Below are 26,363 nucleotides of genomic sequence, written 5' to 3' on the forward strand. Positions count from 1 at the left end.
GATCGCGACCAGGGGCCGCTCTTACAGAGATAGCCAGTTAGTTGGACACCAGGTACAGACGGCTCTTGTCCATCATGTCCAGCGCCTTGCCGCCGCCGCGCGCCACGCAGGTGAGCGGGTCATCGGCAACGATTACCGGCAGGCCGGACTCTTCCATCAGCAGGCGATCCAGGTCGCGCAGCAGCGCACCACCGCCGGTCAGTACCATACCGCGCTCGGCGATATCGGAGGCCAGTTCCGGCGGTGACTGCTCCAGTGCACTCTTCACCGCCTGGACGATGCCGGACAGCGGCTCCTGCAGCGCCTCGAGAATTTCATCGGAGTTCAGGGTAAAACTGCGCGGCACCCCTTCCGCCAGGTTGCGGCCACGCACGTCGATCTCACGCACCTCGCTGCCGGCATAGGCACAGCCGATTTCCTCTTTGATGCGCTCGGCAGTGGCATCGCCGATCACGCTGCCGTAGTTGCGGCGCACATAAGTGACGATGGCCTCGTCGAAACGGTCACCGCCGATACGTACTGAATCGGAGTAAACGACACCGTTCAGGGAGATGATGGCGATCTCGGTGGTGCCGCCACCGATATCCACCACCATGGAGCCGCTGGCCTCTTCGACCTTGAGGCCGGCGCCGATCGCGGCGGCCATGGGTTCTTCGATCAGCCACACCTCGCGCGCACCGGCGCCCATCGCCGATTCGCGGATCGCGCGGCGCTCCACCTCGGTGGACTGGCAGGGCACGCACACCAGCACCCGCGGGCTCGGGCGCATCCAGCTGTTCTCGTGCACTTTCTTGATAAAGTGCTGCAGCATCTTCTCGGTCACCTGGAAGTCGGCGATAACACCGTCTTTCATCGGGCGGATAGCGGTGATGTTGCCCGGAGTCCGGCCCAGCATACGCTTGGCCTCCACACCGACGGCCTCGACGATTTTCTGGCCATTGTAGTGGCGAATGGCGACGACGGAGGGTTCATCGAGGACTACGCCGCGATCGCGGACATAGATCAGCGTGTTGGCCGTTCCCAGGTCGATAGAGAGATCACTGGAGAACATGCCCCGCAAACGTTTAAACATGGAATTCGATTACCTTGTACTAATTATCAGCGCCCCGGGGCGGGCACCGCAGGCGCGGTTCAAACCCGGTCTCAAAGCCTAGTTAGTCCGCGCGAATAATTCTGAGTTCCGGACCGCAATTCCGACCCGAATTTATGCCTGTCGACCGGGAACGCGCAGACCCCGGCCAGAATCGGCAAACTCTAACAATGGCGCGGGTCCAGGGCAAGGCTGAAAAACCATCAATTGTGGACTGTGGTCCACATCGCGGGTCGGCCGCCGGACAGCGGGCTGGCCAGCCGGTGAGAATAGCGCCCTTCTGTGCTAAATTTGCGTCCCCCTGCCCGACGCGGGCAGTTTTCCATTCGCGAATGAAGCTGGAGCCCCAATCGCCATGGCCGTGGATACGCAAACCGTAGAAAAACTGGCGGAGCTGGCCCGCATCGCTATCTCCACCGAAACCATCGAAGAAGTCAGCACTCGCCTGGGCGATGTCCTGCAACTGGTAGATCAGCTGCAGGCCGTGAGCACCGAAGGCGTGGCGCCCATGGCCCACCCGCTGGACGAGGAACAGGTACTGCGCGCGGACGAGGTCAGCGAACCCAATCGCCGCGAAGAATTCCTGCAGCTGGCACCGCAGTCCGAAGAGGGCCTCTACCTGGTCCCGAAAGTGATCGACTAACCGCACAGAAAGCTCCGCGAAATCCGACAGAGCACCCAGCCGCTCTTAAGTCTTTAGGGAAGAAAATGCACCAGTTAACCATCGCTGAGATTATCCGAGGATTGCGGGACAAGCAGTTCTCCAGTGTCGAGATCACTCGCCACCTGCTCGACCGCATCCAACAGCTGGATGGCAACTACAACAGCTTTATCACCGTCACCGAAGAGCTGGCCCTGGCCCAGGCGACGGCGGCGGACGAGCGCCTGGCCAGGGGCGAGGCCCCGCCCCTGTGCGGTGTCCCCATCGCCCACAAGGACATCTTCTGCACCAGTGGCGTGCGTACCAGCTGCGGTTCGAAGATGCTGGATAACTTCGTGCCGCCGTACGATGCCACCGTAGTGGAAAACTTCAACCGCGCCGGTGCCGTGACTCTCGGCAAGACCAATATGGACGAGTTCGCGATGGGCTCCTCCAACGAGACCAGCTACTACGGCCCGGTCAAGAACCCCTGGGACACCGACTGTGTGCCCGGCGGCTCCTCCGGCGGTTCCGCCGCCGCCGTCGCGGCGCAGCTGGCCCCCGGCACTACCGCTACCGATACCGGCGGCTCCATTCGCCAGCCGGCGGCGCTGACCAATACCACGGGCCTGAAACCCACCTACGGGCGGGTGTCCCGCTGGGGCATGATCGCCTTTGCTTCGAGTCTCGACCAGGCCGGCCCCATCGCCCGCAACGCCGAAGATGCGGCCTATATGCTGTCGGTGATGGCGGGCCACGACGCGAAGGATTCCACCAGCCTGAACCGCCCGCTACAGGACTACACGCTGAACCTGAATGACAGCATCGCCGGACTGAAAATCGGCGTGCCGAAAGAGTACTTCGGCGAGGGCCTGAATGCGGATACGGCGGCGCGGGTCCAGGACGCGCTGCAGGAATTCGAAAAGCTGGGCGCCGAACTGGTGGAGGTCAGCCTGCCCCACACCGGCCTGGCGGTGCCGGCCTACTACGTGATCGCACCGGCGGAGGCCTCCGCCAACCTGTCGCGCTTCGACGGCGTGCGCTACGGCCACCGCTGCGAGGATCCGCAGGACCTGCGCGACCTCTATATGCGCTCCCGCGGCGAAGGCTTCGGCGACGAGGTCCAGCGCCGCATTCTCGTCGGCACCTACGCCCTGTCGGCCGGTTACTACGATGCCTACTACAACAAGGCGCAGCAGGTACGCCGCCTGATCAAACAGGACTTCGTACAGGCGTTCGACAAGGTCGACGTCATCATGGGCCCGACTTCGCCGTCGCCAGCGTTTGCGCTGGGGGCAAAGAGCGCGGACCCGGTGGCCATGTACCTGGAGGATATCTACACCATCGCCACCAACCTGGCGGGCCTGCCCGGTATGTCCCTGCCCTGCGGCCTGGTGAACAATATGCCCGTGGGCCTGCAGATCATCGGCAACTACCTGGACGAGGCGCGCATGCTCAACGTCGCGCACCAATACCAGCAGGTCACCGACTGGCACCAGCAATACGCAGGCTCGGCCAGCGCCGCATAAGGAGAATCACTGTGGAATGGGAAATCGTTATCGGGCTGGAAGTCCACGTCCAGCTCGCCACCAAGTCGAAACTGTTCTCCGGCGCCAGCACACAGTTCGGCGCCGCCCCGAACACCCAGGCCTGCGCCATCGACCTGGCCATGCCGGGCACCCTGCCGGTCCCCAACGAGGAGGCCTTCCGCTTTGCGGCGATGTTCGGTCTGGCGATGAATGCGGAAATCGGCCGGCGCTCCGTATTCGAGCGCAAGAACTATTTCTATCCGGACCTGCCCAAGGGCTACCAGACCACCCAGCTGGCGGAACCGATCGTCGGTCCCGGTGAAATCGAAATTCACCTAGAGGATGGCAGCAGCAAGACGGTGCGCCTGCACCACGCACACCTGGAAGAAGATGCGGGTAAATCACTGCACGAAGACTTTCACGGTATGTCCGGCATCGATCTGAACCGCGCCGGCACACCGCTGATCGAAATCGTCTCCGAGCCGGACATGCGCAGCGCCGCCGAGGCGGTCGCCTACCTGAAAAAGATCCACAGTATCGTCACCTACCTGGGCATTTCCGACGGCGATATGTCCCAGGGCTCGATGCGCTGCGACGCCAACGTGTCGGTGCGCCTGAAGGGCGAGGAAAAACTCGGCACCCGCACCGAGCTGAAAAACATCAACTCCTTCCGCTTTGTCGAGCGCGCCATCAAGGTCGAAGCCGAGCGCCAGATCGACATCCTCGAGGACGGTGGCAGCATTGTGCAGGAGACCCGCCTGTACGACGCAGACAAAAACGAAACCCGCTCCATGCGCAGCAAGGAAGTGGCCAACGACTACCGCTACTTCCCCTGCCCGGACCTGCTGCCGGTAGTGCTCACCGACGACTACGTGGAGAAGCTGCGCACGGAGCTGCCGGAGTTGCCGGATGCCAAAGCCGCGCGTTTCCGCGACGAGTACAAACTGTCCGCCTATGATGCGGACCTGCTGACACAGGAACGCGCCTCTGCAGATTATTTCGAAACCGCGGCGAAAAAATCCGGCGAGGCCAAACTGGCAGCCAACTGGATGACCGGTGAACTGGCCGCACTGCTGAACCGGGAAGAGCTGTCCATCGAACAGTCGCCGGTCTCCGCCGAACAGCTGGCCGGCCTGATTCTGCGCATCAAGGACAACACCATCTCCAGCAAGATCGCCAAGCAGGTGTTCGACGCCATGGCCAAGGGCGAGGGCGATGCGGACCAGGTGATCGAAAAGCGCGGTCTCAAGCAGGTCTCCGACACCGGCGCCATCGAGAAGATGGTCGACGACGTCATCGCCGCTAACGCCGCGCAGGTGGAGAACTACCGCAGTGCCGACGAGGCCAAGCGGCCGAAAATGATGGGCTTCTTTGTCGGCCAGATCATGAAAGCTTCCAAGGGCCAGGGCAATCCGCAGCTGATCAACAAGATCCTCAAGGAAAAGCTCGACGCCCTGCTCTGATCCCCGCCGGCATCGGGGGAGCCTCTTCCGCTATAGGGGCTCCCCCGGAATCCCCAGTCCGTCCCGCTCCCGTCCCACCCCCGCTTCGCACCACCGCCGGCCGCTATCCGACTCGCGAACAATTCAATCCTATCTCGCTTCTACGTGGGAACAGCCCGCTATTCGACTAATGGTTACTGGACAAAGGGAACGAGAGTCACGAAAGTAACGGCAATAATCGATAACGACAAACGCAGTACGATAACAACAACGAGGTACCGGCGATGACAGACACGCTTCTCAGCTATGCCCGCGGCGACAATACCCAGCCGCTGATCGATATGACTATCGGCGACAAGTTCGACGAGATCGCGGCGCGCTTTCCCGACAGGGACGCGCTGATCGTGCGCCACCAGGGGCTTCGCTGGACCTACCGGGAATTCCAGCAGCAGGTGGACACCTGTGCCCGGGCACTGCTGGCCATCGGCATCGGCAAGGGCGACCGGGTCGGCATCTGGTCCCCCAACTGCGCCGAGTGGACCACGCTGCAATTCGCCACCGCCAAGGTCGGCGCCATCCTGGTCAATATCAACCCGTCCTACCGCCTGCACGAACTCGAATACGCCCTCAACCACTCGCAAATGCGCATGCTGGTGATCGCCGAGCGTTTCAAGGGTTCGGATTACACCCAGATGCTCCACGAACTGGCCCCGGAACTGACTACGTCAGCGAAGAGCGAGCTCACAGCCGCCAAGCTGCCGCACCTGCAGGTTGTCGTCAATCTCGCCGAGACGAGCTACGACGGTATGTGGCGCTGGAGCGAACTGCTCGAAGAGGCCGGCAAGGCCAGCGCGGCCCAACTGGCGGCGGTGCAGCAATCACTGAACTATCACGACCCGATCAATATCCAGTACACCTCCGGCACCACCGGTTTCCCCAAGGGCGCCACCCTGTCCCACCACAACATCCTCAACAACGGCTTCTTCGTCGCCGAGAGCATCGAGCTGAACGAGTGCGACCGCCTGGTAATTCCGGTGCCGCTGTATCACTGTTTCGGCATGGTCATGGGCAACCTGGGGTGCGTCACGCACGGGGCGACCATGATCTACCCCGGCGAGGGCTTCGATCCCGGCGCGGTACTGGAAACCGTGGCGGCGGAGCGCGCCACGGCCCTGTACGGCGTGCCCACCATGTTTATCGCCGAGCTGGAACACCCGGATTTCGCCGACTACGATCTCGGCTCCCTGCGCACCGGAATCATGGCCGGCTCCATCTGCCCCGCGGAAGTCATGAAGGCAGTCAATAACAGGATGCACATGCGCGAGGTGCAGATCGCCTACGGCATGACCGAAACCAGCCCGGTGTCGACCCAGACCGCCGCCGACGACCCGTTCGACAAGCGCGTCACCACCGTCGGCCGCACGCAGCCGCACCTGGAATCGAAGATCGTCGATCCCGCCAATGGCGAGACGATACCGCGCGGCGCAATCGGCGAACTGTGCACCCGCGGCTACAGTGTCATGCTCGGCTACTGGAACAACGAGGAAGCCACCAGCGCTGCCATTGACGGCGACGGCTGGATGCACACCGGCGACCTGGCCACCATGGACGAGGACGGCTTCATCCAGATCGTCGGCCGCATCAAGGACATGGTGATCCGCGGTGGCGAGAACATCTACCCGAAAGAGGTGGAGGAGTTTCTCTACACCCATCCGGCCATCGCCGATGTGCAGGTCACCGGTGTGCCGGACAAGAAATACGGTGAGGAACTGGTCGCCTGGGTGCAACTGCGCGCCGATGCCGGCACAGTTTCCGAGGGGGAATTGCGGGATTTCTGCAAAGGCAGGATCACCCACTTCAAGGTGCCGCGCTACTTCAAGTTCACCGACAGCTTCCCGATGACCGTGACCGGCAAAATCCAGAAATTCAAAATGCGCGAGATCTCCATCGCCGAGCTCGGCCTCGAGGAATAGAAAAGCGGCGGGCGCGGCCTTTCTGCGCCCGCCACCCGCGCGCAACACTTGCATCGACTCCCCCAACATCAAGCTTCTTCTGTACCATGGGAACGCAACCACTCACCTCAGCGCTGAAGGTTTCCCATGAAAACAATAAGAGCAATAACTCTCACCGCAGTGTCACTGCTGGCCGGCTCCCCGAGCTGGGCCAACGATTCTCCTTCCGTCACAGAGATACGCCGCGCGCTCGATAGCGGCAGCACCACATCCGAACAACTGGTTATCGGCTATCAGAAGCTGATCGAAAAGCACAACGGCGAGCTCAGGGCGGTAACCCAGATCAGCCCCGCAGCCCTGCGGGAAGCTGCGCGGCTCGACCAACTGCGCACCCAGGGCAAGTTGCTGGGGCCCCTGCACGGCATTCCAGTACTGTTGAAAGACAATATCGATACTGCCGACGGTCTCGCCAACACCGCCGGATCGGGACTGCTCGCAGACAATTTTCCCGAGCGGGACGCATTTCTGGTCGACCAGCTGAAAAAGGCCGGCGCGATCGTGCTCGGCAAAGCCAACCTCAGCGAGTGGGCCAACTTCCGCTCGACCAACTCCTCCAGCGGCTGGAGTGCCACCGGCGGCCAGACTCGCAACCCCTATGACCTGAGCCGCTCTCCGTGCGGCTCCAGCGCCGGATCGGCAGTGGCGGTCGCCGCCGGGCTAGCGCCCCTCGCCGTAGGCACCGAGACCGACGGATCCGTCACCTGCCCGTCGGCGATCAACGGCATCGTCGGCATCAAGCCCACGCTGGGGCTGATCAGCCGCTCCGGCATTATTCCCATCTCCGTGCACCAGGATACCGCCGGCCCCATGGCCACTACGGTCACCGGGGCAGTGCTGCTGCTGGACGCCATGGTGGGACGCGACAGCGCCGACCCCTTCGCCGTAGCCCCGCGTGGGCGCTACGCGGACAACCTAGTTGCCGGCGGCCTGAAGGGAATGCGGATCGGCGTGGCGCGCAACCTGATGGGCTACAGCGCGCGCACCGACGAGGTCTTCGAGCGTGCGCTGGATACCCTGAAAAGCCAGGGAAGTGTCATTGTCGACAACGCCAATATCGAAACCCTGGATGCGATTCACGAGAAGGAATTCGATTTGCTGTCCTGGGATTTCAAGGACGCACTCAACGACTATCTGGCCGGCACCACCGGCGACTACAAAAGCCTGGATGCACTGATCGAAGGCAACGAGGAACGGCGCGAGCGGGAAATGCCTTACTTTGGCCAGGAGATATTTATCAAGGCGCAGACCTCCCGCGGACGCAGCGAACCCGACTACGACCAGCAAATCGCCAGGCTCAAGTCACTCGCCGGCAAGGAGGGCATTGATGCAACCCTAAAGAAATACGGCGTCGATATTCTGGTCGCGCCAACCGTGGGCCCGGCGTGGAAGATCGATCATATCAACGGCGACCACTACCAGGGCTCCGCCACGACGCCGGCGGCTGTGGCCGGCTATCCGCATATCACCGTGCCGATGGGTTTTGTCGAACACCTGCCGGTCGGCATCTCGTTTTTCGCTGGCGCCAATCGGGAGGACATACTGATCCGCGCTGCGTACAATTACGAGCAGGCCAGCCTGCAGCGCCGCGCGCCGGAATTTCTCGCCGGCGACCCAATGTAAACCGCACTGTACGGCTGCCCCACCAATTCCGTGACAAGTTAAGGAAGAGTCTGTGAGCCTGAAAAAAGACAAGCAAAAAGTACTCGGCGAAGTTTTCGACGATCAACGTATCGCCGGCTTTCTGATTGGCGAAGCGCCTGAAGGCGTCAATCGCGATTACTATCTGCTGGAGCGCGCCTACCGCAGCATGAAAGCAGAAAGTTTCGCCACTTTCGTGCGCCTGTTCCAGGAACAGAATCTGGACCTCGACAGCCCCGGACCGGAGGGTAAAACACTGCTGGCACGAATCGAGGATCACCGCCAGGGGGCAGAATATGCAGAGGTCCTGAAGGCCGCCGGCGCCCGCGCCTGACGGGAGACAAGTCATGACCTCGAATCCCGCACATGGCATCGACGCGCTGATGCGCGGCGCCCGCCTGCTGACCAGGCGCGAACTCCGTCCGTTTATCATCGTTCCGCTGCTGATCAACCTGGTGCTGTTTATCGCCATCAGCGCGGTGATGATTTCGCAGCTGGGCGGTCTCGTGGACTACCTCAGCAGCCTGCTCTCGCACACACCGGTAAACACTGAGAACATGTCCTGGTGGGAAGCGGTAATGGCGAAAGGGGCGGCCTGGGCCGCGGATGCATTCCGCTGGTTGGCCTGGGTGATAGCACTGGCGGTACTGGTGCTGTTTTTCTTCGTTTACGGCTACCTGTTCGGCATTATCACCAATATCATCGCCGCACCCTTTAACGGCTTTCTTGCGGAGAAGGTCGAGGAACTCCTCACTGGCAAGGCGCCGCCACAGGAGCCACTGGGGAAAATGGTCCTGCGTACCCTGGGCCGAGAGTTGCGCAAGCTGTGCTACTTTATCGGCTGGGGCCTGGTTATCCTGATTATCGCACTGTTTACCAGCTGGACCGTATTTGTGCCGGCGGTTCTCGGCGGTCTCTGGGGCGCCTGGTGTATGGCCATTCAATACGTGGACTACCCGTTGGACAACCATCAGCGGCCGTTCGACGAACTGAAAAGCGTTCTGCTGCGGCGCAAGCTGACCTCCCTGAGCTTCGGCGGCGCTGTAATGCTGGCAAAGATGGTGCCGATACTGAACATCTTTGTGATGCCCGCGGCGGTGGCTGGAGGTACCGCACTGTGGATTGAACGATTGCGGCAGGAGGGCGATCCTGGCACGGACAAGCTGCCGCTCGACCAATAAAAAACGCGGGCAGAGCCCGCGATTTTATTGACTAACGCTACCTGCCACTCCCTTGCTCACGCGCACTAACCAGCGGGAATACGATCCAGCAGGTCGGGCAGCAGTTACCTGCCGCTACTCTTCCTTTTCCTGACCCGCCTGTACCAGGGCTCCCGGTGTGCGGCTATCTCGGTCGTCTGTGCCAGGCAGCGCTGGAGCGCAGACAGCTCCTCGCGAAGCGCTTCGTTCCGGCAATCGGCAACTAGTAGCGCGTGCACTCGGTCTGCCAGCAAGGCGTCTCTGAGCCCGAGCGGGTTGTCCAATCCCGCGTTGAGAAGATCCACCGTCCAGTGATCTACATCGGAGAAAGAAATCCTGTCGTTACCCTCATCGGGGTAAGCACTGAAATCTGCGCTGAATGCCAGTCCGCTCTCGCAAGTCAGATAGTGATCATTCAGGTTGCGGTTAGATGTTTCAAACTGCTGAAAGAACGCCAGTGCCGAGGCGCGGCTGGGGGTCAGGGGAGTGGTATCGGTCGACATCAGCGGTTTCAGCTTGTCGATTTCCGACCGCCCCACTCCCAGTTCGATCAGCTTGTGGGTCAGCAGAAACTGTCTGCGGCAGACGCCTTCATTGACGCGACACGGCGGAATATCGACCTCGCCGCCCAGCAGTGCGGCAAAATCCGTCACTATATCGCCCTGGCACTTTCTGGCGACATCGAAGTCCCGCACACGCAGAGAATCCCGGCCAAAACCCTGCGCCCACAGCTGCAACTTGGCGAAATAGTCGTAATAGGTTTTGACATCGTCGGTGAGTTCGGGGAAAGCGCCCTCGCTGTGCCCCATCAGCTTGCTGGAGGAACTCCAGTCGCGCTCACTGGCCCTGGCCGCCTGCTGCTTGAAGGACATTGCCTGCCGGTCCTGCCGACGCAGATAGACAATGACCACGATATCGTCAAAGATTTTCCTGCAGACGTCGCGAACCTTTTCGATTTCTTCCGCGGTATGCAGGAAAGAAAAGTGCTCGCCAGACACGATCACGCGCTGGCCGCGGCTGTCTGCCAGCAGTTGTTCAAGACGCTGATTTAGGCTGAAGAACAGGCGCCCGTCCTGTTTGCGCACGTCTACCGCCGCGGATGAGTTGCCCTTCTTGCCCAGGGAAACAAACTCATAGCCCTGCTCGAGCAACCGGTCGGCGTGGCGCTTCAGGGCCAGCTGCAACGAGCTCGATGCGGTCTTGTGAAAACCGATATGCAGATACAGGGTGCGCATGGTGACATCGTTATTCTGAAAAATCGGTATAAAGATAAAAACAATCGTCGCCCGAGTACAACTTTTGCTAGTCGCAATCTCTCAATTGTCCCAGAGATTTTACAGGCGGTCTGTTTATTCTTTGTCCGCGTACAATAAAAAGCGCGGGCTCAGCCCGCGCTTTTTCGGTTTGCCTAGTGGCGCGGCCGACGGCCGCCGCCGCGACGACCGCCGCGGTTGTCCCGGTTGTCCCGGTCACCGCCGCTGCGCTGCACTTTCACTTTCGGCGGCTCTACCAGCAGCTCCTCGGGGGGCATTTCGCACTTCAGCTTTCCTCCCAGCAGCTGCTCGATCGGCTCGAGGCGCATGGCATCGTCTTCACAGGCAAAGCTGATGGAAGTGCCGGTCTTGCCGGCGCGGCCGGTGCGACCGATGCGGTGCACGTAATCTTCCGGCTCTTCGGGAAGGGTAAAGTTAACCACGTGACTGATGCCGTCGATGTGGATACCCCGACCGGCCACATCGGTAGCCACCAGCACTTTGGTCTTGCCAGACTTGAAGTCCTCCAGCGTACGCACGCGCTTGTTCTGTGCGATTTCACCGGACAGCAGGCCAGCGGAGATACCGTGGGCCAGCAGGTTTTCGTGCAGGCGGCGGCACTGGTCGCGGCGATTGGCGAACACGATCAGACTGTCCACTGCATCGCTCTGCAGAATGTTGTAGAGCAATGTGTACTTTTCCTCGCTCGCCGCCAGGTAGACATGCTGCTCGACGGAATCGGTGGCCACGCGCTCCGGCTCGATTTCGACAATGGTCGGATCATCGGTCCACTGCTCCACCAGCGAATCCACTTCCGGAGTGAAAGTCGCGGAGAAAAACATCGTCTGGCGGTGGGTCTTGCGCGGTGTCTGGCGGACGATGCGGCGCACCTGGGGAATAAAGCCCATATCCAGCATACGGTCAGCTTCATCGATCACCAGCACTTCCACCTGGTCCAGGTAGCAATCGCGGTTGCTGGCGAAATCCAGCAGCCGGCCGGGCGTCGCGACGAGAATGTCCACCAGGCGCTCGTGCAGGTTGCGCTGCTGCTTCTGGTAATCCATCCCGCCAACCAGGGTGTGGATCTCCAGATCGGTGTACTTGCACAGGGCCTTGGCGTCGTCGGCAATCTGCATCACCAGCTCGCGGGTCGGCGCAATGATCAGTGAGCGCGCCTCGCCAGCATAGCGTTCGCCCTCGAAGGGATTTTTGAGCAGGTCATCGATAATGGTGACCAGGAAGGCGGCGGTCTTGCCGGTGCCGGTCTGGGCTTTGCCCACCAGGTCGTGGCCATTCAGGGTGTGCGGCAGTGAGCGCCCCTGAATCGGTGAGCAGTACTGGAAGCCGAGATCGTAAATTGCGTGCATCAGCTCCGGGGGCAGTCCCAGATCGTGAAAACGCACCTTGCCTTCCTGTTCCGGCACCTTGAATTCATCCAGTGACCAGGGAGCACTCTGCGCAGGCGCGGTCTTCCGGCTCTTGCCGCCCCGCCCCCGGCGGGACTCGCCCTTGCCGCCGCCCGCGGAAGCGGACTCAGGGCGCCTTTCCGCTTTGTTGGGTTTAGGGCCTTTCTTGCCCTCAGGTTTGGCGCTTTTGCCGGGGCGCTGGCGCTCTCCCGCGCGCTTGGGGCTCTCCTCCCCACGCTGGGTGCTCTTTTCCTGCTGCGGCTGCTTCTCGTCTTTTTTGGCCCCGGAACGGCGGAACAACTTTCCTATCAAGTGAAATACTCGCTTAAATGCTCACAAATTCGCCAGGAGCGAATTTGAACGCCGCAGGCGCCCGCAGGGCGCACGCCATGGGCGGCGTGGGTTAAATAATCGGCGAGTATACCACCACTCTAGCGAGATTCTCTCCTGCCACAGTGACGGCAGATCCAATAGTCCAGACTGAAGAAGCGCCCCGCACCGCTGGACAGCAGTGCCAGCAGCATAATGAAGTAGGTGGCGGCGAACTCGATACCGTTTTTCAGGATGGTGAAATTACCGGCCTCGGTCAGCCACTCGTAGTGGCCATGCTCCTTGAGCAGCTCCACCGCCTTCTCCTTGCGTACCGCAGCCTCGGCAATCAGGTCCTTGCGCCACTCCCAGGGCATTACCAGGGTCTGGTCGGGCAGCGCGGACCAGCCGTACTGCCAGTGTGCCGTCACCGCGGCGACGGCCATCACGAACATCAGCGGTATCGCCACCAGTCGCACCCCCAGCCCGAGCAACAGCGCAATGCCGCCGAGCAGTTCAGTCAGGGCCGCCAGCCAGGCCATCAGCAGCGGTGCTGGCAGGCCCAGGCCCCAGTCCGGATTGCCGAACCAGGCGGCGACGTCGTCGATATGCCTTACCTTGTTCATCCCCGACAGGATAAAGATGGGCGCCAGGTAGATTCGCAGTGCCAGTGGAGCCAACCAGTCTATCGAGCGCACGCCGCGCAGGAAGCCGCCATAAAGCCGATTGAACCGGTCCGGTGTGCCATCCATAATTCGCCCTCTTTGCCCGCGTTCGTTTTTCACTTTAGCCGACTAGTCGACGCACTACCCCCAGTTGTTACATCCCTATGCTCAAGCTTTACCGACGGGCCACAGCCACCGAACTCTCGCACCTGACCACACTCGGCGGACCGCTGGTGGTCAGCAACCTTGCTGTCGTCAGCATGGGCGTTACCGACACCATCGTCGCCGGTCGCGCGGGCGAGGTGGACCTGGCGGGCCTGGCCCTGGGAGCGAGTATCTGGGCGGTCTTCGCAGTCACCCTGATCGGCCTGCTGGCGGCGGTTTCGCCCCTGGTGGCGCACTTGCGCGGCGCACGGGACGAACAGGGCTGTGCGGCACATCTGCAACAGTCGCTGTGGATCGCGCTGGTCGGGGGCCTGATCGTGGTTGGCGCCCTGCTGGCGGTGCCGCTGTGGAGCCACTGGATTGACACCGAGGAGCCGGTGCGCCGGGTACTGGAGCAGTACATGCTGGCGCTCGCCACCGGCACCCTGCCCTTTGCCGTCGGCACGGCGCTTCGCGGCTATTGCGAGGGCATGGGCCAGGTGCGCCCGGCCATGCGGATATATCTCGCGGCGGCGGTCCTGAATATCCCGCTGGACATTCTGTTCGTGTTCGGCGCCGGACCGATACCCGCCATGGGCGGTGCCGGCTGTGGCTGGGCTACAGCCCTGGCGAGCTGGTCAATTGCCGCGGCACTTTTCTGGCACGCGGGCAACGACCCGGCCTACCGCGCGCTGCAACTCAGGCTGTTGCCGCCCCGCCCCCACTGGCCGACGCAGCGGCACCTGCTGGCGGTGGGACTGCCGATCTGCATCGGCGCGGCCAGTGAAGTCACCTTCTTCGCCAGCCTGACGATATTGCTGGCCCCCTACGGCGCCACCATCCTGGCAGCGCACCAGATAGGCCTGAATATCGGCTCGATCTTTTACCTGGTAGCACTCGCGCTGGCACAGGCGCTGAGTATCCGCACCGCACAGCTGCTGGGCCAGGGGCGCCCCAAGCGCGCCCGTTTCACCAGCAAGGTCGGGATCAGCAGCGGCGTGCTGTTTGCATTCGCCACCGGTGTGCTGCTGATCACCCTGCGCCATCCTTTCGTACTCGCCTACACCAGTAACGCCGATATCGTCGCCGTCGCAACCAATCTCCTGCTGCTGTGCGCCGCCTTCCAGCTGGTGGATGTGGCCCAGGCCATGGCCTGGGGCGCACTGCGTGGCTACCGGGATACCCGCGCCCCCATGTACATACAGCTGTTCTCCTACTGGCTGGTGGGGCTGACGGCCGCCTACTGGCTGGGAGAGAACTTTTGGGGGGTCTACGGTTACTGGGTAGGCATATGTATCGGACTGGGTACCGCGGCAATTCTGCTGGGGCTGCGCCTGTGGCGCACCAGTCACCGCGCTATCGCGGCCGTTCACCAAGGGGGCTCTAAGTAGCTCTATGGCCTCCCTGGCCCTGAGCGGTCAAATATCGTCGCCGGCCAAGGGAACGCTTTCGCTATAATCGCGCTCCAAGTCTTCACTCGACAGGCGCGTATTTCTGCCTGCAATCAAGTTTTAACCGGAGTGACTGAATGTTCTTGCGCTCGCCCCTGAGCCGATCTCGCCGCACACTGAGCATCGCAATACTGCTGGCATCCACCCAGGCCCTGGCCATGAACGAGGCGGAGGAGCCGCAGGACAAGCCCATCCCGCAAGCGGAAAACGTGCAGCTGGACCAGCCGCTGACGGAGGAGCAGAAGCCGGCCGCGCCCGCTGAGACCGAAAAGCAGACCCAGGACAAGTCCGCACCGGCTGGCACGGAAGGGGATCCCCTGCCCCAGGCGGAAAACCTGCAACTGGACCAGCCGATCGAGGAACTGGAAGAGCTACCTGCGGCCGCCTCGGAGCCACAACCGGCAGAAACCGCACCCGCCGATGCCCAGCAGACACCGGCAGACAGCAAGCCGCGACAGACCGACGCGCCCGCGCCGGAACAGGCCAAGCCATTGCGCCTGCTGGGCGCCGAGGTGCCGCCGGCCACCGCCACTCGCCTGGCCTGGTCCCCGTCACAGCATTTCGAGGGCGTCTACAGCTCCACCGCCGTACTGGTGGTCAATGGCGCCAATCCGGGGCCGACGCTCTGCCTGACTGCCGCCGTGCACGGTGACGAGCTGAACGGCATAGAGACGGTGCGCCGGGTAATGTACAACCTCGACGCCAACAATCTGAGCGGCGCTGTCATCGGTGTGCCCATCGTCAACCTGCAGGGCTTCCACCGCGGCTCCCGCTACCTGACCGACCGCCGCGACCTGAACCGCCATTTTCCCGGTGACCCCCGCGGCTCCTCGGCATCGCGTATCGCCCACTCGTTTTTCCACGAGGTGATCAGCCACTGCAACGCCGTCGTGGACCTGCACACCGGTTCTTTCTACCGCACCAACCTGCCGCAGCTGCGCGGCGATCTGAGCAATCCCAAGATCGTCAAGATGACAAAGGGGTTCGGCTCCACCGTGGTGCTGCACAGCGAGGGCGCCAAGGGCACCCTGCGTCGCGCGGCAGTTGAGGCCGGCATTCCGACAGTCACGCTGGAAGCTGGCGCGCCGATGGTGCTGGACGAGCTGTCGGTGAGTCACAGCGTCAAGGGCATCCGCACCCTGCTGAACCAGCTCGGCATGGTGACCAAGTTCCGCCTGTGGGGTGAGCCGGAGCCGGTTTACTACAACTCCACCTGGCAGCGCGCCACTACCGGCGGCATCATCTTCAGTGATGTGAAGCTGGGGCAGTTCGTGCGCAAGGGCGATCTGCTCGGCACGGTGACCAACCCGATCACTAATGTGCGCACCGAGATCCGCTCCCAGCACAACGGCCGCATTCTGGGTATGGCGATGGACCAGGTGGTACAGCCGGGCTTTGCCGCCTACCACATCGGCATTCAGGCTCCGCAGGAACAGATCAGCCCGCCGGAAGAAGTGACCGCAGAGGGCGAGCAGGCGGCACAGGAAACCGCGGCCCCTGCCGCGGAAGCCAAGCCGGTGGAAAGCGAGGCGCACGCCGATGAAGCCGCAGATGGCACCGCGGAAATGACGGAGAGCCAGTCGACCGACAACGACGGCCGCGACGAGGATTAATCGCCGGGCGTCTGCGCACCGCTGACCCGGTCGATAATCAGCACGCCGGCGAGACTCAGCGGCTCCGGCTGCAGCGTGATGTGATCGATATCGAAGCGCTTGATCAGGGTTTCGCGCAGCCGCTCCAGCACCGCCGGCCAGGCCTGCAGGTCGTCGACGACGATATGCGCCGACAGGGACACGGTGCTGCTATCCAGACGCCAGATATGCAGGTCGTGCACGGAGCGCACGCCTTCCACCGCCGCCAGCGTCTCCCCCACCACCGGCAGGCTCAGCTCCCGCGGTACCCGTTCCATCAGCACATCTACCGCATCGCGCAGCAGGCGCAGGCTGGACACCAGGATCAGCAGGCAGATCAGCATCGACAGCAGCGGATCTATCGGCAGCCAGCCGGTGAAATAGATCACCGCGCCGGAAATCAGCGCTGCCACCGAACCGAGCAGATCACCCATGACATGCAGCAGTGCGCCGCGAATATTCAGCGTCTGTTCGCCGCGGTGCAGTGTCCAGGCCACCAGCAAATTGACCAGCAAGCCGATAAACGCGATCAGCATCACGGTGCCGCCCTGCACCGGCTGTGGCGCGCGCAGTCTGCCCACCGCCGCATAGCAGATGCCGATCACGATCAACAGCATGAACACCGCGTTGACGATCGCCGCCAGTACCTCCGCCCGGCCCCAGCCGAAAGACAGCTCGCGGTCCGCCGGCCGCTGGGCCAGCAGTGCGGCCACCGCGCCCAGTGCCAGCGCCAGTGAATCGGTGGCCATATGTCCGGCATCACCCAGCAGTGCCAGCGAACCGGACAACCAGCCACCGACCGCCTCAACTATCGCAAAGACGAAGGTGATAATCAGGCCCCAGACCAGCGGACGCAGGTGGCCGCTGCCGTGGCGGTGATGGACGTGTTCGTGCACGGATTCCCTCCCGGTGAAATCATTTTCTGCAATGCGCGCCGGACAGGAGCCATTGCGATGGAATTATTTTTGCCCCAGCGTCAGCCGCTCCCAACCGGAAAAGTCCTCGCGGCTCTCGACATTGTGGAAACCCGCCGCGGCGAAAATATCGCGCACCGCCGCCGCCTGCTGCCAGCCGTGCTCCACCAGCAGCCAGCCGCCGGCAGTTAGAAATTCAACACTGCGCACGGCGATATGTTCAATATCCGCCAGCCCCTCGCGGTCTGCCACCAGCGCCGAGCGCGGCTCAAAGCGCACATCGCCCTGCTCCAGATGCGGATCGGCGGCATCGATATAGGGGGGATTGCTGACGATCAGCTCGAACACCTGCGGCGCTATCTGTGCAAACCAGTCGCTTCGCACAATCTGCACATTGTCGAAACCCAGTGACCGTCGATTTTCCTCCGCCAGCCTCGCGGCGTCCGCGGAACGTTCCGCGGCAACAATCTGCCAGCCAGGCCGTTCCGAAGCCAGCGCCAGCGCAATGGCACCGGTGCCGGTGCCCAGGTCCAGCGCGCGCAGCTGTTGCTGCGGGCAGAGCTCCAGTGCGGTTTCCACCAACAGTTCGGTTTCCGGGCGGGGGATGAGAGTGGACGCGTCGACTTTCAGCGGCAGCGACCAGAACTCCCGTTCACCGGTCAGGTGGGCCACCGGCTCGCCGCTGTGGCGGCGCGCCAGCAGCGCGTCGAACTGCCCCTGTTCCGCCACAGTCAGCTCGTATTCCGGCCAGGTATACAGCCAGGTGCGCGGGCGGCCGAGTACATGACCGAGCAGCACCTCGACATCGAGGCGGGCGCTGTCGCTGCCGGCGAGTTCGGCACTGCGGGCAAGATTCTGCTTGACGGTACTCATTGCCAAATATTCACTGCGTGGCAACCGCGTTAACAGTTACCGCGCAAGCCATCACTGGCCCAGCGCCGCCAGCTGGTCCGCCTGGTGCTCGGTGCGCAGCGGTTCGATCACTTCCTCCAGCGCACCCTGCATAATTTCGTCCAGCTTATACAGAGTCAGGCCGATGCGGTGGTCGGTGACGCGCCCCTGGGGAAAGTTATAGGTGCGGATACGCTCGGAGCGATCGCCGCTGCCCACCAGACTTCTGCGCGCATCGGAAATCTCCCTGGCCGCCGCGGCTTCCTGTTCGCTGGAAAGCTTGGCCTGTAGCAGGGCCATCGCCTTGGCGCGGTTCTTGTGCTGCGAGCGCTCGTCCTGGCACTCGACCACGATACCGGTCGGAATGTGGGTCAGGCGCACCGCGGAGTCGGTCTTGTTGACGTGCTGACCACCGGCACCGGAGGCGCGGTAGGTGTCCACGCGCAGGTCCGCCTTGCTGATCTCAATGGCATCGCGCTCGTCGGGTTCCGGCATAACCGCCACGGTACAGGCGGATGTGTGGATGCGCCCCTGGGATTCGGTTTCCGGGACCCGCTGCACGCGGTGCGCACCAGACTCGAACTTTAATTTTGCGTAGACGTCCTCGCCGGCAACGCGGGTGATGATTTCCTTGTAGCCGCCGTGCTCGCCGGGGTTCTCGCTGATAATCTCGATGCGCCAGCCCTGCTTTTCCGCGTAGCGGGAATACATGCGGAATAGGTCGCCGGAGAAAATCGCCGCTTCGTCACCACCGGTGCCGGCGCGGATTTCCAGAAAGACGTTCTTGCGGTCATTGGGGTCCTTCGGCAGCAACAGTGTCTGCAGCTCGCGCTCCAGCGGCTCCAGTTGCACTTCCGCCTCGCGCAACTCCTCCTGCGCCATCTCGCGCATTTCCGGGTCGCTCTCGTCGAGCATCTCGCGCGCCGCGGCCATATCGTCCTGCAGCTGTTTGTAGCGGCCGTAGCATTTCACCACTTCCTCCAGTTCGGAGTACTCGCGGGAGAGGTCGCGGAACTGCTCCTGATCGGATATCACCTCGGCGTCACCGAGCAGCGCCGACACCTCTTCGTGGCGCTCCTGCAGGTTTTCCAGTTTGTTCAGTAGCGAGTCTTTCATCCGTCTTTTTTCTCTAAATCGATATCGGTCAGCGGGTCCAGCCCGACGATTTCCCGCGCGATACGCAGCCGCTCGAGGTCGCCCTCGGCGGTGGCGCGCTTGAGGCTGACGGTGGGCGCGTGAATGAGTTTGTTGGTCAGTGAACGGGCCAGCTGTTCGAGCAGCCGCCGCGGTTCCACTCCTTTGTCCAGCTGTTGCAGGGCGCGCTCCAGCTCGGCACCGCCGATTTCCTGGGCGCGCTGGCGGTAGCTGCGGATGGTGTCCACCGCACCGAGCGCCCGGCGCTCGCGCATAAACTCCGCCGCCGCTGTCTCGACGATAGAGTGCGCGGCCTCGGCGGCCTTCTCCCGCGAGCGCTTGCCCTCGTCGATCACGCCGCGCAGGTCGTCAACGGTATAGAGGTAGACGTCGTCCAGCTGCCCCACCTGAGATTCAATATCCCGCGGCACGGCGATATCCACCATGAATACCGGTCGGTGGCGACGTTTCTTCAGCGCCGATTCCACTGCGCCCTTGCCGAGAATCGGCAGCTGGCTGGCGGTGGAGCTGATGACGATGTCCGCACGGGGCAAATGCTCGGGAATATCCGCCAGCAGTATTGCCTCGGCGCCAAAGTTTTCAGCCAGCTGCTGCGCGCGGTTCAGGGTGCGGTTGGCGACGATCAGCCGACGCACCCCCTGCTCCAGCAAATGGCGCGCCACCAGTTCGATGGTCTCGCCGGCGCCGATCAGCAGTGCCGTCTGCTCCTTTAAATCGGTGAAGATGCGCGACGCCAGAGATACGGCGGCAAAAGCCACCGACACCGGATTTTCGCCGATGGCGGTCTCGGTACGCACCTTTTTCGCTACCGCAAACACCTGCTGGAACACACTGTGCAGCAGGGTGCCGACGCTGCCGCTTTCCCGCGCGACCGCGTATGCGGACTTGATCTGCCCGAGGATCTGCGGCTCACCCAGCACCAGCGAGTCGAGCCCGCAGGCCACCCGCATCATATGGCGCACCGCCGCCTCACCGCTGTAGCTGTAGCTGCAGCTGTCCAGCTGCTCGCGGGAGACGTGGTGGTAAGCGGCCAGCCATTCGAGCAGGCGTTCGCGCTCCACTTCGCCGTAGATTTCGGTGCGGTTACAGGTCGACAGTATCGCCAGTTCCGGGCAGCTCAGAGCCTTGCGCGCTTCCGCAAGTGCACCGGGCATCACTTCGGGGGCAAAAGCCACCCGCTCGCGCACGTCGACGGGTGCGCTGTCGTGATTGATACCCAGAGCTAGGATTGGCATAGATTTCCGTTGGCGTTAAATCTTGAGGTGCGGAACCCGCGTTGGGGGCGCATTTTCCCGGGCAGCCGCCCCGCTTGCAAGGTCAGGAGACGGTTTAATTGCGCGCAGACTAGGGGATAGCACCGCCGCCGTACGGCCCCACACGCAATTCGCGACTAGAATTATACGGCGATAATCGTTTACAACACGCCACCCGCGCGCAGGCCCCCGCGCGGGGCCAACGTACGGATACGCCTATATGTTCCCTGTACCTCACCCGAATCCAGCCGCCAGATCCGTTTCGCCCCTGTCCCGCAAAAGCCTGATCGCGGCCGCCTTGTCGCTGCTCCTGGGTGCCTGCGCCCAGCAACAGGCCCAGGCTCCGGATCAGGCCCCTCCGCAGGAACCGCAGCAGGCCACCCCGCAGGAAAATGTGGCGCCAGTGCCCGCCGTCGCAAACGAAACGGCGGTGCGCGCTTTCCCGATCGATACCTTCTATACGCTGCTGGTCGCCGAAGTCGCCGGCAACCGCGAGCAGTACGATGTCGCCCTGGCCAACTATTTCCACCAGGCCGAGCGCACCCAGGATGCCGGCGTGGCCGCCCGCGCCACGCGCATTGCGCGCTTCCTCAACGCCCGGCGGGCGGCACTGCGCTCGGCGCGGCTGTGGGCGGAGCTGGAACCCGAAGATCCGGAGGCGCAGCTGGCCGCCACTGCCGAACTGACCCTGGCCGGCGACCTGGCCACCGCCCTGGTCCATGCGAAGAAGGCACTGGCGCTGGGCGGCGATGCCCCCCTGCAATCCCTCGCCGCCACCGCCGTATCCAACCGCGAACTGACAGAGCAGATGATGCCCGAATTCCGGCGACTGGCGGAGAAATACCCCACCAATGGTGAGGTGGTACTGGCCTATGCCATGATGTTGCGCGCCTCCGAACAGTACCCGCAAGCGCTGGCCCTGGTGCGCCGCGTGCAGGAACAGCATCCGCGCCTGCTTGATGCGCCGCTGCTGGAGACACACCTGCTCGTCGACATGGACAAACGACAGGAGGCGATTCATCTGCTGGAGAAACTGGTCAGCATCTACCCACAGGAAAGTCGTCTGCGCCTGCAGTATGCGCGCCTGCTGATCCGCGAGGATCTCGCGCTGGCCCAACAGCAGTTTGCGGAACTGGTAAAACAGAACCCCAGGGACGGCAACCTGATCCTCTCCCTGGCGCTGATTCGCTACGAAACCGACCATATCGACGAAGCCAAACCGCTGTTCGAACGGCTGCTGACACTGGAACAGCACCAATCGGCCGCGCATTTTTACCTGGCCGGCATCGCCGAAAAGGAAAAGGACATTCCCACCGCAGTGGCCCACTACCGCAAGGTTGAGCCGGGCAATGACTATGTCGAGGCCATCACTCGCGGCACAGAGCTACTTGCAGTCTCCGGGCAGAGTGACGACAACCGCGCGTGGTTTGTCGAGTTGCGACAGCGGCATCCGCAACAGGAGGAACACTTTTACCTGATGGAAGCCGAACTACTGCGCAAAAACGATCTGCACCAGCAGGCCCTGAAGCTGGTTGATCAGGCCCTGGAAAAGCACAGTGATAGCGGCAGGCTGATTTACACCCAGGCCCTGCTCAATGACAAACTCGGCAACGGAGCCGCTTTTGAACAGGGCATGCGCAAACTGCTGGAGCGGGATCCCGACAACGCCACCATTCTCAACGCGCTGGGTTACAAGCTGATAGACGACGAGTCCCGCCACGACGAGGCCCTGCAACTCATCAGCAAGGCACTGGAACTGCGCCCGGATGACGCGGCGATCATCGACAGCATGGGCTGGATACAGTACCGTCTCGGCAATCACAACGAAGCCGTAAAATATCTGCAGGAAGCCCTGGAGAAATTACCCGACCACGAAATTGCCGCCCACCTCGGCGAAGTATTGTGGGTGCAGGGTAATCGCGAAAAGGCCATGGAAGTCTGGCAACAGGGCATGAAAAACAATCCGCAGAGCACCATCATTCCGGCCGCGATGAAACGCCTGCAAATCAACGAATCATTGGAGCAACATGCATCCGACAACTGAATCTTCCCGCGCCGCGAAAAGGGTTCAATTTGTATCGCTGGCACTGCTGGCCTTTTTGCTCGCCGCCTGTGCCGGCCAGAAACCCCAGCCACCCAGCGCTGCGGAACAATCGGCCATGCAGCTGCAGAACTGGACCATCCGCGGCAAGCTCGGGGTGCGCTCACCCACAGATAACGGCAGTGCCAACCTGACCTGGGAACAGCAGTCTGCGCCGGTTTACCGCATCCACCTGAGCGGCCCCCTCGGCGCCGGCGCCACGGTGATCAGTGGTTCCCCGGGCGGAGTCAGCCTGCAGCGCGGCAACGAACCCCCTCTGCAGGCGAGCAACCCGGCGCAACTCACCATGGATACTCTCGGCTGGCCGCTGCCGGTCAACGAGATGTTCTACTGGGTGCGCGGCTTGCCCGCCCCCGGCGGCGCCAGCAACCAGCAGCGCAACGCACACGGCCAGCTGCAATCCCTGCGGCAATCCGGCTGGCAGCTGAATTTCAGCGAATACCTGAACCGCGGGCCCTATGTACTGCCCACCCGCATCAAGGCGGAAACGCGCGGCGCGGCGGGACCGGTAAAAGTGACACTGGTGATCAAAGAGTGGCTTTTTTGAATGATGGATCACGCGCAGATCGGTATCATGCACCGCTCTGCTTAACTGACCCAGCCATCATTCATGATTCTGCAGTTGCCCGCACCCGCCAAACTCAACCTGATCCTGCGAATTCTCGGCCGCAGGGCCGACGGCTATCACGAGCTGCAGACCCTGTTCCAGCTACTGGACTTTGGCGATCTGCTGACCTTTGAAACACGCGACCAGGGCGAACTCACAGTGGATGCCGGCGCCCTGGAAATTCCACAGCAGGACAATTTGATTTATCGCGCCGCGCGACTTTTGCAAGAGCGCACCGGCTGCACGCTGGGCGCGCACATCCGCCTACAGAAAAACCTGCCTCAGGGCGGCGGCATCGGCGGCGGCAGCAGTGACGCGGCCACAACCCTGCTCGGCCTCAATCACCTGTGGCAATGCCATTTGACCATCGATGAGCTGGCGGACTTTGGAGCACAGCTGGGCGCAGATGTACCGGTGTTCGTGCGCGGCCGCACAGCCTGGGCCGAGGGTATCGGTGAAAAGCTTACCCCGGTGATCACCGAACCCCAGTACTATCTGGTGCTGGTGCCCAACTGCGCGGTCAGCACTGCGGCGGTTTTTGGCGATCCGCGTTTGACAAGAGATTCCACCGCAATTACATTAGCGGCCCTTCGCGAGGGGCAACCCGGCGACATACGTCTGGACAGCGACTGGCTGGAGCAAAGCTCCGGCAACGACTGCCAGGCGCTGGTCGAAACGCTCTACCCGGAAATCCGCGCAGCCCGTGAGTGGCTGCAACAGTTTGCCAAGGCGCAACTGACCGGTACCGGAGCCTGCGTTTTCGCCGCTTTCGATTCGGCACAGGCAGCCAACGATGCGCTCGCCAAGCTGCCGCCAAAATGGAGCGGATTTGTCGCCGCCGGGGTGCAGGAATCTCCCACCCACCGGCAACTTGCGAAGACTGCGCCGGCCACTTAAGGCGCAAACTTACTGGGGCGTAGCCAAGCGGTAAGGCAGCGGGTTTTGATCCCGTCATGCGTAGGTTCGAATCCTACCGCCCCAGCCACTCTTTCAGTTTTGCAGAATTCATCCTGAATTCTGCAAAAGACGCCGATCGCGGCACAGGTCCGCAATCGACTCCCGCCAATTCAACGGCTTCGCCGCTGAATTGCGAGCGTCACATCCATGTGACGCCGGGTAGTAATGAAGAGCATTATCTTATTTCCCTCGCGGCCGCCTGTGCCGCCCGGCATAAAGGTGACGCAATCGCGCGCTAACAGCTCATAGACGCAGGCATCTACACTTCATTTCATTTGCAGACAGAACTAAAGGAACTCGCAGTGGCTGACTTAATGGTCTTTACCGGTAACGCAAACCCGGAACTGGCACAGAAAATTGTCGACCATATGGCGATCCCCCTGGGCGAAGCGGTGGTCAAGCGCTTCTCCGATGGCGAGATTGCAGTAGAAATCACCGATAACGTGCGCGGCCGCGACGTCTTCGTTGTGCAGTCCACCTGCCAGCCCACCAACCGCAACCTGATGGAGCTGATCCTGCTGGTCGACGGCCTGCGCCGCGCCTCCGCCGGCCGCATCACCGCGGTGGTGCCCTACTTCGGCTACGCGCGCCAGGACCGCCGCGTCCGCTCGCAGCGGGTGCCGATCTCCGCCAAGGTGGTGGCCGACATGATGGTGAGCGTGGGCATCGACCGCGTACTGACCGTCGACCTGCACGCCGAGCAGATCCAGGGCTTCTTCGACGTCCCAGTGGACAACGTCTATGGCTCCTCCGTACTGCTGGACGACATCGAGCGCCAGAACTACCAGGACCTGGTGGTGGTGTCCCCGGACATCGGCGGGGTCGTGCGCGCCCGCGCCGTAGCCAAGAGCCTCGACTGCGAACTGGCCATCATCGACAAACGCCGCCCGGCCGCCAATGTGGCCGAGGTAATGAACATTATCGGCGAAGTCAGTGGCCGCACCTGCCTGCTGGTGGACGACATGGTCGACACCGCCGGCACCCTGTGCAATGCCGCCAATGCCCTGAAAGAACACGGCGCCAAGAAGGTCGTGGCCTACTGTACCCACCCGGTGCTGTCCGGCAACGCCATCGACAACGTGAACAACTCGGTTCTGGATGAACTCGTAGTCACCGACTCCATCCCACTGGGCGACAAGATGGCGCGCGCACCGAAGATCCGCCAACTGACCCTGTCCGCGATGCTGGCGGAATCCATGCGCCGCATCAGCAACGAGGAATCGCTGTCCGCGATGTTCCGCTGATCTCCCGCTGGCAGGGTGCTGCGATGCACGCAGCGCTTTGCCTTTCCTCGCGATTCCCGTAGAATACGCGCCCGCCCGGCCCCGCCGGGCGTTTACTATTGGATTGAAGCAATCCGATTTACAGCAACTCTTACTGTAAAGTAAGACCAGAGCGGTCCGGTCGCAGGTCGCCCTGGGCAGACAACCAGAGGTTTACCCCATGTCTGATATCAAACTGAACGTCAACGTCCGCAGCGACGAAGGGAAAGGTGCGAGCCGCCGCCTGCGTCGCCTGGAAGGTCTTGTCCCCGGCATCGTTTACGGTGGCAAGTCCGAGCCGCAGTCTATCTCTGTACTGCAGAAAGACCTGTTCAAGGCCCTGGAGAACGAAGCCTTCTTCTCCTCCGTACTGACCCTGGACATCGACGGCAAGGAAGACAAAGTGATCCTGCGCGATCTGCAGCGTCACCCGGCCAAGCAACAGCTGCTGCACATCGACTTCCAGCGCGTTTCCGCCGATACCAAAGTTCACGTGAAAGTGCCGCTGCACTTCCTGAACGAAGAGACCTGCAAAGGCGTTAAAGCTGGCGGCATCGTGTCTCACACCCTGACCGAGCTGGAAATCAGCGCGCCGGCTGCCAAGCTGCCCGAGTTCATCGAAGTGGACCTGGCCAACCTGGAAATGGACGGCATCCTGCACATCTCCGACATCAAACTGCCGGCCGGCGTTGAGTCTGTGGACCTGAGCCACGGCGCCGACCACGACCTGGTAGTCGCTTCCGTGCACAAGCCGCGCGGCGCCATCGAAGCCGAAGCCGCTGAAGGCGAAGGCGAAGGCGAAGGCGAAGAGTAA

General features: G+C 62.3%; 23 protein-coding genes and 1 tRNA gene. 16 read left to right on the forward strand and 8 right to left on the reverse strand.

The window, feature by feature from the left end:
* Positions 1–37: 37 nt before the first annotated feature.
* Positions 38–1,072, reverse strand: a complete 1,035-nt coding sequence (locus BUC36_RS05635; RefSeq protein ID WP_073272567.1) for a rod shape-determining protein — start codon at positions 1,070–1,072, stop codon at positions 38–40.
* 373 nt (positions 1,073–1,445) lie between these two features.
* On the opposite strand from BUC36_RS05635, the gene gatC reads away from it, so the two are divergent.
* From gatC to cysZ, 7 genes are all read left to right on the forward strand, one after another.
* A complete protein-coding gene (gene gatC / locus BUC36_RS05640; RefSeq protein WP_200797190.1) occupies positions 1,446–1,733 on the forward strand; it encodes an Asp-tRNA(Asn)/Glu-tRNA(Gln) amidotransferase subunit GatC in 288 nt (95 codons plus the stop codon).
* 65 nt (positions 1,734–1,798) lie between these two features.
* The gene (gatA, locus tag BUC36_RS05645) at positions 1,799–3,259 is read left to right on the forward strand and encodes an Asp-tRNA(Asn)/Glu-tRNA(Gln) amidotransferase subunit GatA (protein WP_073272570.1); all 1,461 of its coding nucleotides are present in this window, start codon (positions 1,799–1,801) and stop codon (positions 3,257–3,259) included.
* 11 nt (positions 3,260–3,270) lie between these two features.
* On the forward strand, positions 3,271–4,722 hold the full coding sequence (gatB, locus tag BUC36_RS05650; protein WP_234994893.1) for an Asp-tRNA(Asn)/Glu-tRNA(Gln) amidotransferase subunit GatB: 1,452 nt from the start codon (positions 3,271–3,273) through the stop codon (positions 4,720–4,722).
* 263 nt (positions 4,723–4,985) lie between these two features.
* Positions 4,986–6,674 (forward strand): AMP-binding protein, encoded by a 1,689-nt coding sequence (locus BUC36_RS05655; RefSeq protein ID WP_073272574.1) that lies wholly within the window; start codon positions 4,986–4,988, stop codon positions 6,672–6,674.
* Between the two features lie 126 nt (positions 6,675–6,800).
* The gene (locus BUC36_RS05660; protein WP_073272576.1) at positions 6,801–8,333 is read left to right on the forward strand and encodes an amidase; all 1,533 of its coding nucleotides are present in this window, start codon (positions 6,801–6,803) and stop codon (positions 8,331–8,333) included.
* Between the two features lie 52 nt (positions 8,334–8,385).
* Positions 8,386–8,685, forward strand: coding sequence for a PA4642 family protein (locus BUC36_RS05665; RefSeq protein ID WP_073272577.1), 300 nt, complete (start codon positions 8,386–8,388; stop codon positions 8,683–8,685).
* Positions 8,686–8,698: 13 nt separating this feature from the next.
* Positions 8,699–9,532, forward strand: coding sequence for a sulfate transporter CysZ (gene cysZ, locus BUC36_RS05670; protein ID WP_073272580.1), 834 nt, complete (start codon positions 8,699–8,701; stop codon positions 9,530–9,532).
* Between the two features lie 104 nt (positions 9,533–9,636).
* Here cysZ and BUC36_RS05675 read toward each other — a convergent pair whose 3' ends face one another.
* The 3 genes from BUC36_RS05675 to BUC36_RS05685 all read right to left on the reverse strand — a co-directional run bounded on the left by BUC36_RS05675 (position 9,637) and on the right by BUC36_RS05685 (position 13,270).
* Positions 9,637–10,785, reverse strand: a complete 1,149-nt coding sequence (locus BUC36_RS05675) for a hypothetical protein (RefSeq protein ID WP_073272582.1) — start codon at positions 10,783–10,785, stop codon at positions 9,637–9,639.
* Between the two features lie 173 nt (positions 10,786–10,958).
* Entirely contained in the window at positions 10,959–12,521 is a 1,563-nt protein-coding gene (rhlB, locus tag BUC36_RS05680; RefSeq protein ID WP_234994894.1) for an ATP-dependent RNA helicase RhlB, read from the reverse strand.
* Positions 12,522–12,640: 119 nt separating this feature from the next.
* Positions 12,641–13,270 (reverse strand): HvfX family Cu-binding RiPP maturation protein, encoded by a 630-nt coding sequence (locus BUC36_RS05685; RefSeq protein ID WP_084535635.1) that lies wholly within the window; start codon positions 13,268–13,270, stop codon positions 12,641–12,643.
* A 77-nt stretch (positions 13,271–13,347) separates the two neighbouring features.
* On the opposite strand from BUC36_RS05685, the gene BUC36_RS05690 reads away from it, so the two are divergent.
* Both BUC36_RS05690 and BUC36_RS05695 read left to right on the forward strand, forming a co-directional pair.
* Positions 13,348–14,718 (forward strand): MATE family efflux transporter, encoded by a 1,371-nt coding sequence (locus tag BUC36_RS05690; protein ID WP_073272586.1) that lies wholly within the window; start codon positions 13,348–13,350, stop codon positions 14,716–14,718.
* A gap of 137 nt (positions 14,719–14,855) precedes the next feature.
* Complete coding sequence (locus BUC36_RS05695; RefSeq protein ID WP_084535637.1) at positions 14,856–16,391, forward strand: succinylglutamate desuccinylase/aspartoacylase family protein; 1,536 nt, start codon at positions 14,856–14,858, stop codon at positions 16,389–16,391.
* On the opposite strand, the gene BUC36_RS05700 is transcribed toward BUC36_RS05695, so the two are convergent.
* From BUC36_RS05700 to hemA, 4 genes are all read right to left on the reverse strand, one after another.
* Complete coding sequence (locus tag BUC36_RS05700; protein WP_073272589.1) at positions 16,388–17,305, reverse strand: cation diffusion facilitator family transporter; 918 nt, start codon at positions 17,303–17,305, stop codon at positions 16,388–16,390. The two genes, BUC36_RS05695 and BUC36_RS05700, sit on opposite strands and share 4 nt — an antisense overlap.
* Positions 17,306–17,368: 63 nt before the next feature.
* The gene (gene prmC, locus BUC36_RS05705) at positions 17,369–18,196 is read right to left on the reverse strand and encodes a peptide chain release factor N(5)-glutamine methyltransferase (RefSeq protein WP_073272591.1); all 828 of its coding nucleotides are present in this window, start codon (positions 18,194–18,196) and stop codon (positions 17,369–17,371) included.
* Positions 18,197–18,247: 51 nt separating this feature from the next.
* A complete protein-coding gene (prfA, locus tag BUC36_RS05710; RefSeq protein ID WP_073272593.1) occupies positions 18,248–19,330 on the reverse strand; it encodes a peptide chain release factor 1 in 1,083 nt (360 codons plus the stop codon).
* Entirely contained in the window at positions 19,327–20,604 is a 1,278-nt protein-coding gene (gene hemA / locus BUC36_RS05715; protein WP_073272595.1) for a glutamyl-tRNA reductase, read from the reverse strand. Before hemA ends, prfA begins: the two co-directional genes overlap by 4 nt.
* A 238-nt stretch (positions 20,605–20,842) precedes the next feature.
* Between hemA and BUC36_RS05720 the strand changes: the two genes are divergently transcribed.
* From BUC36_RS05720 to BUC36_RS05745, 7 genes are all read left to right on the forward strand, one after another.
* Complete coding sequence (locus BUC36_RS05720; RefSeq protein ID WP_084535639.1) at positions 20,843–22,666, forward strand: tetratricopeptide repeat protein; 1,824 nt, start codon at positions 20,843–20,845, stop codon at positions 22,664–22,666.
* A complete protein-coding gene (gene lolB / locus BUC36_RS05725) occupies positions 22,650–23,270 on the forward strand; it encodes a lipoprotein insertase outer membrane protein LolB (protein WP_073272601.1) in 621 nt (206 codons plus the stop codon). The genes BUC36_RS05720 and lolB overlap by 17 nt, the downstream gene beginning before the upstream one ends.
* Before the next feature lie 63 nt (positions 23,271–23,333).
* A complete protein-coding gene (gene ispE, locus BUC36_RS05730; RefSeq protein ID WP_073272602.1) occupies positions 23,334–24,227 on the forward strand; it encodes a 4-(cytidine 5'-diphospho)-2-C-methyl-D-erythritol kinase in 894 nt (297 codons plus the stop codon).
* A gap of 13 nt (positions 24,228–24,240) precedes the next feature.
* Positions 24,241–24,315 (forward strand) — tRNA-Gln (locus BUC36_RS05735).
* Positions 24,284–24,526, forward strand: a complete 243-nt coding sequence (locus BUC36_RS18730; RefSeq protein WP_143186888.1) for a hypothetical protein — start codon at positions 24,284–24,286, stop codon at positions 24,524–24,526. Before BUC36_RS05735 ends, BUC36_RS18730 begins: the two co-directional genes overlap by 32 nt.
* A gap of 75 nt (positions 24,527–24,601) precedes the next feature.
* Positions 24,602–25,531 (forward strand): ribose-phosphate pyrophosphokinase, encoded by a 930-nt coding sequence (locus tag BUC36_RS05740; protein WP_073272604.1) that lies wholly within the window; start codon positions 24,602–24,604, stop codon positions 25,529–25,531.
* A gap of 199 nt (positions 25,532–25,730) precedes the next feature.
* Positions 25,731–26,363, forward strand: coding sequence for a 50S ribosomal protein L25/general stress protein Ctc (locus BUC36_RS05745; protein WP_073272606.1), 633 nt, complete (start codon positions 25,731–25,733; stop codon positions 26,361–26,363).

The sequence above is a fragment of the Microbulbifer donghaiensis genome, from assembly GCF_900129095.1.
Taxonomy (GTDB): domain Bacteria; phylum Pseudomonadota; class Gammaproteobacteria; order Pseudomonadales; family Cellvibrionaceae; genus Microbulbifer; species Microbulbifer donghaiensis.

Bases quoted from the DNA above. Each gene is read 5' to 3' on its own strand.
- BUC36_RS05635 (WP_073272567.1), bottom strand. From the start codon at position 1,072: ATGTTTAAACGTTTGCGGGGCATGTTCTCCAGTGATCTCTCTATCGAC.
- gatC (WP_200797190.1), top strand. From the start codon at position 1,446: ATGGCCGTGGATACGCAAACCGTAGAAAAACTGGCGGAGCTGGCCCGC.
- gatA (WP_073272570.1), top strand. From the start codon at position 1,799: ATGCACCAGTTAACCATCGCTGAGATTATCCGAGGATTGCGGGACAAG.
- BUC36_RS05655 (WP_073272574.1), top strand. From the start codon at position 4,986: ATGACAGACACGCTTCTCAGCTATGCCCGCGGCGACAATACCCAGCCG.
- BUC36_RS05660 (WP_073272576.1), top strand. From the start codon at position 6,801: ATGAAAACAATAAGAGCAATAACTCTCACCGCAGTGTCACTGCTGGCC.
- cysZ (WP_073272580.1), top strand. From the start codon at position 8,699: ATGACCTCGAATCCCGCACATGGCATCGACGCGCTGATGCGCGGCGCC.
- BUC36_RS05675 (WP_073272582.1), bottom strand. From the start codon at position 10,785: ATGCGCACCCTGTATCTGCATATCGGTTTTCACAAGACCGCATCGAGC.
- BUC36_RS05685 (WP_084535635.1), bottom strand. From the start codon at position 13,270: ATGGATGGCACACCGGACCGGTTCAATCGGCTTTATGGCGGCTTCCTG.
- BUC36_RS05690 (WP_073272586.1), top strand. From the start codon at position 13,348: ATGCTCAAGCTTTACCGACGGGCCACAGCCACCGAACTCTCGCACCTG.
- BUC36_RS05695 (WP_084535637.1), top strand. From the start codon at position 14,856: ATGTTCTTGCGCTCGCCCCTGAGCCGATCTCGCCGCACACTGAGCATC.
- prmC (WP_073272591.1), bottom strand. From the start codon at position 18,196: ATGAGTACCGTCAAGCAGAATCTTGCCCGCAGTGCCGAACTCGCCGGC.
- prfA (WP_073272593.1), bottom strand. From the start codon at position 19,330: ATGAAAGACTCGCTACTGAACAAACTGGAAAACCTGCAGGAGCGCCAC.
- hemA (WP_073272595.1), bottom strand. From the start codon at position 20,604: ATGCCAATCCTAGCTCTGGGTATCAATCACGACAGCGCACCCGTCGAC.
- BUC36_RS05720 (WP_084535639.1), top strand. From the start codon at position 20,843: ATGTTCCCTGTACCTCACCCGAATCCAGCCGCCAGATCCGTTTCGCCC.
- lolB (WP_073272601.1), top strand. From the start codon at position 22,650: ATGCATCCGACAACTGAATCTTCCCGCGCCGCGAAAAGGGTTCAATTT.
- ispE (WP_073272602.1), top strand. From the start codon at position 23,334: ATGATTCTGCAGTTGCCCGCACCCGCCAAACTCAACCTGATCCTGCGA.
- BUC36_RS18730 (WP_143186888.1), top strand. From the start codon at position 24,284: ATGCGTAGGTTCGAATCCTACCGCCCCAGCCACTCTTTCAGTTTTGCA.
- BUC36_RS05740 (WP_073272604.1), top strand. From the start codon at position 24,602: ATGGTCTTTACCGGTAACGCAAACCCGGAACTGGCACAGAAAATTGTC.
- BUC36_RS05745 (WP_073272606.1), top strand. From the start codon at position 25,731: ATGTCTGATATCAAACTGAACGTCAACGTCCGCAGCGACGAAGGGAAA.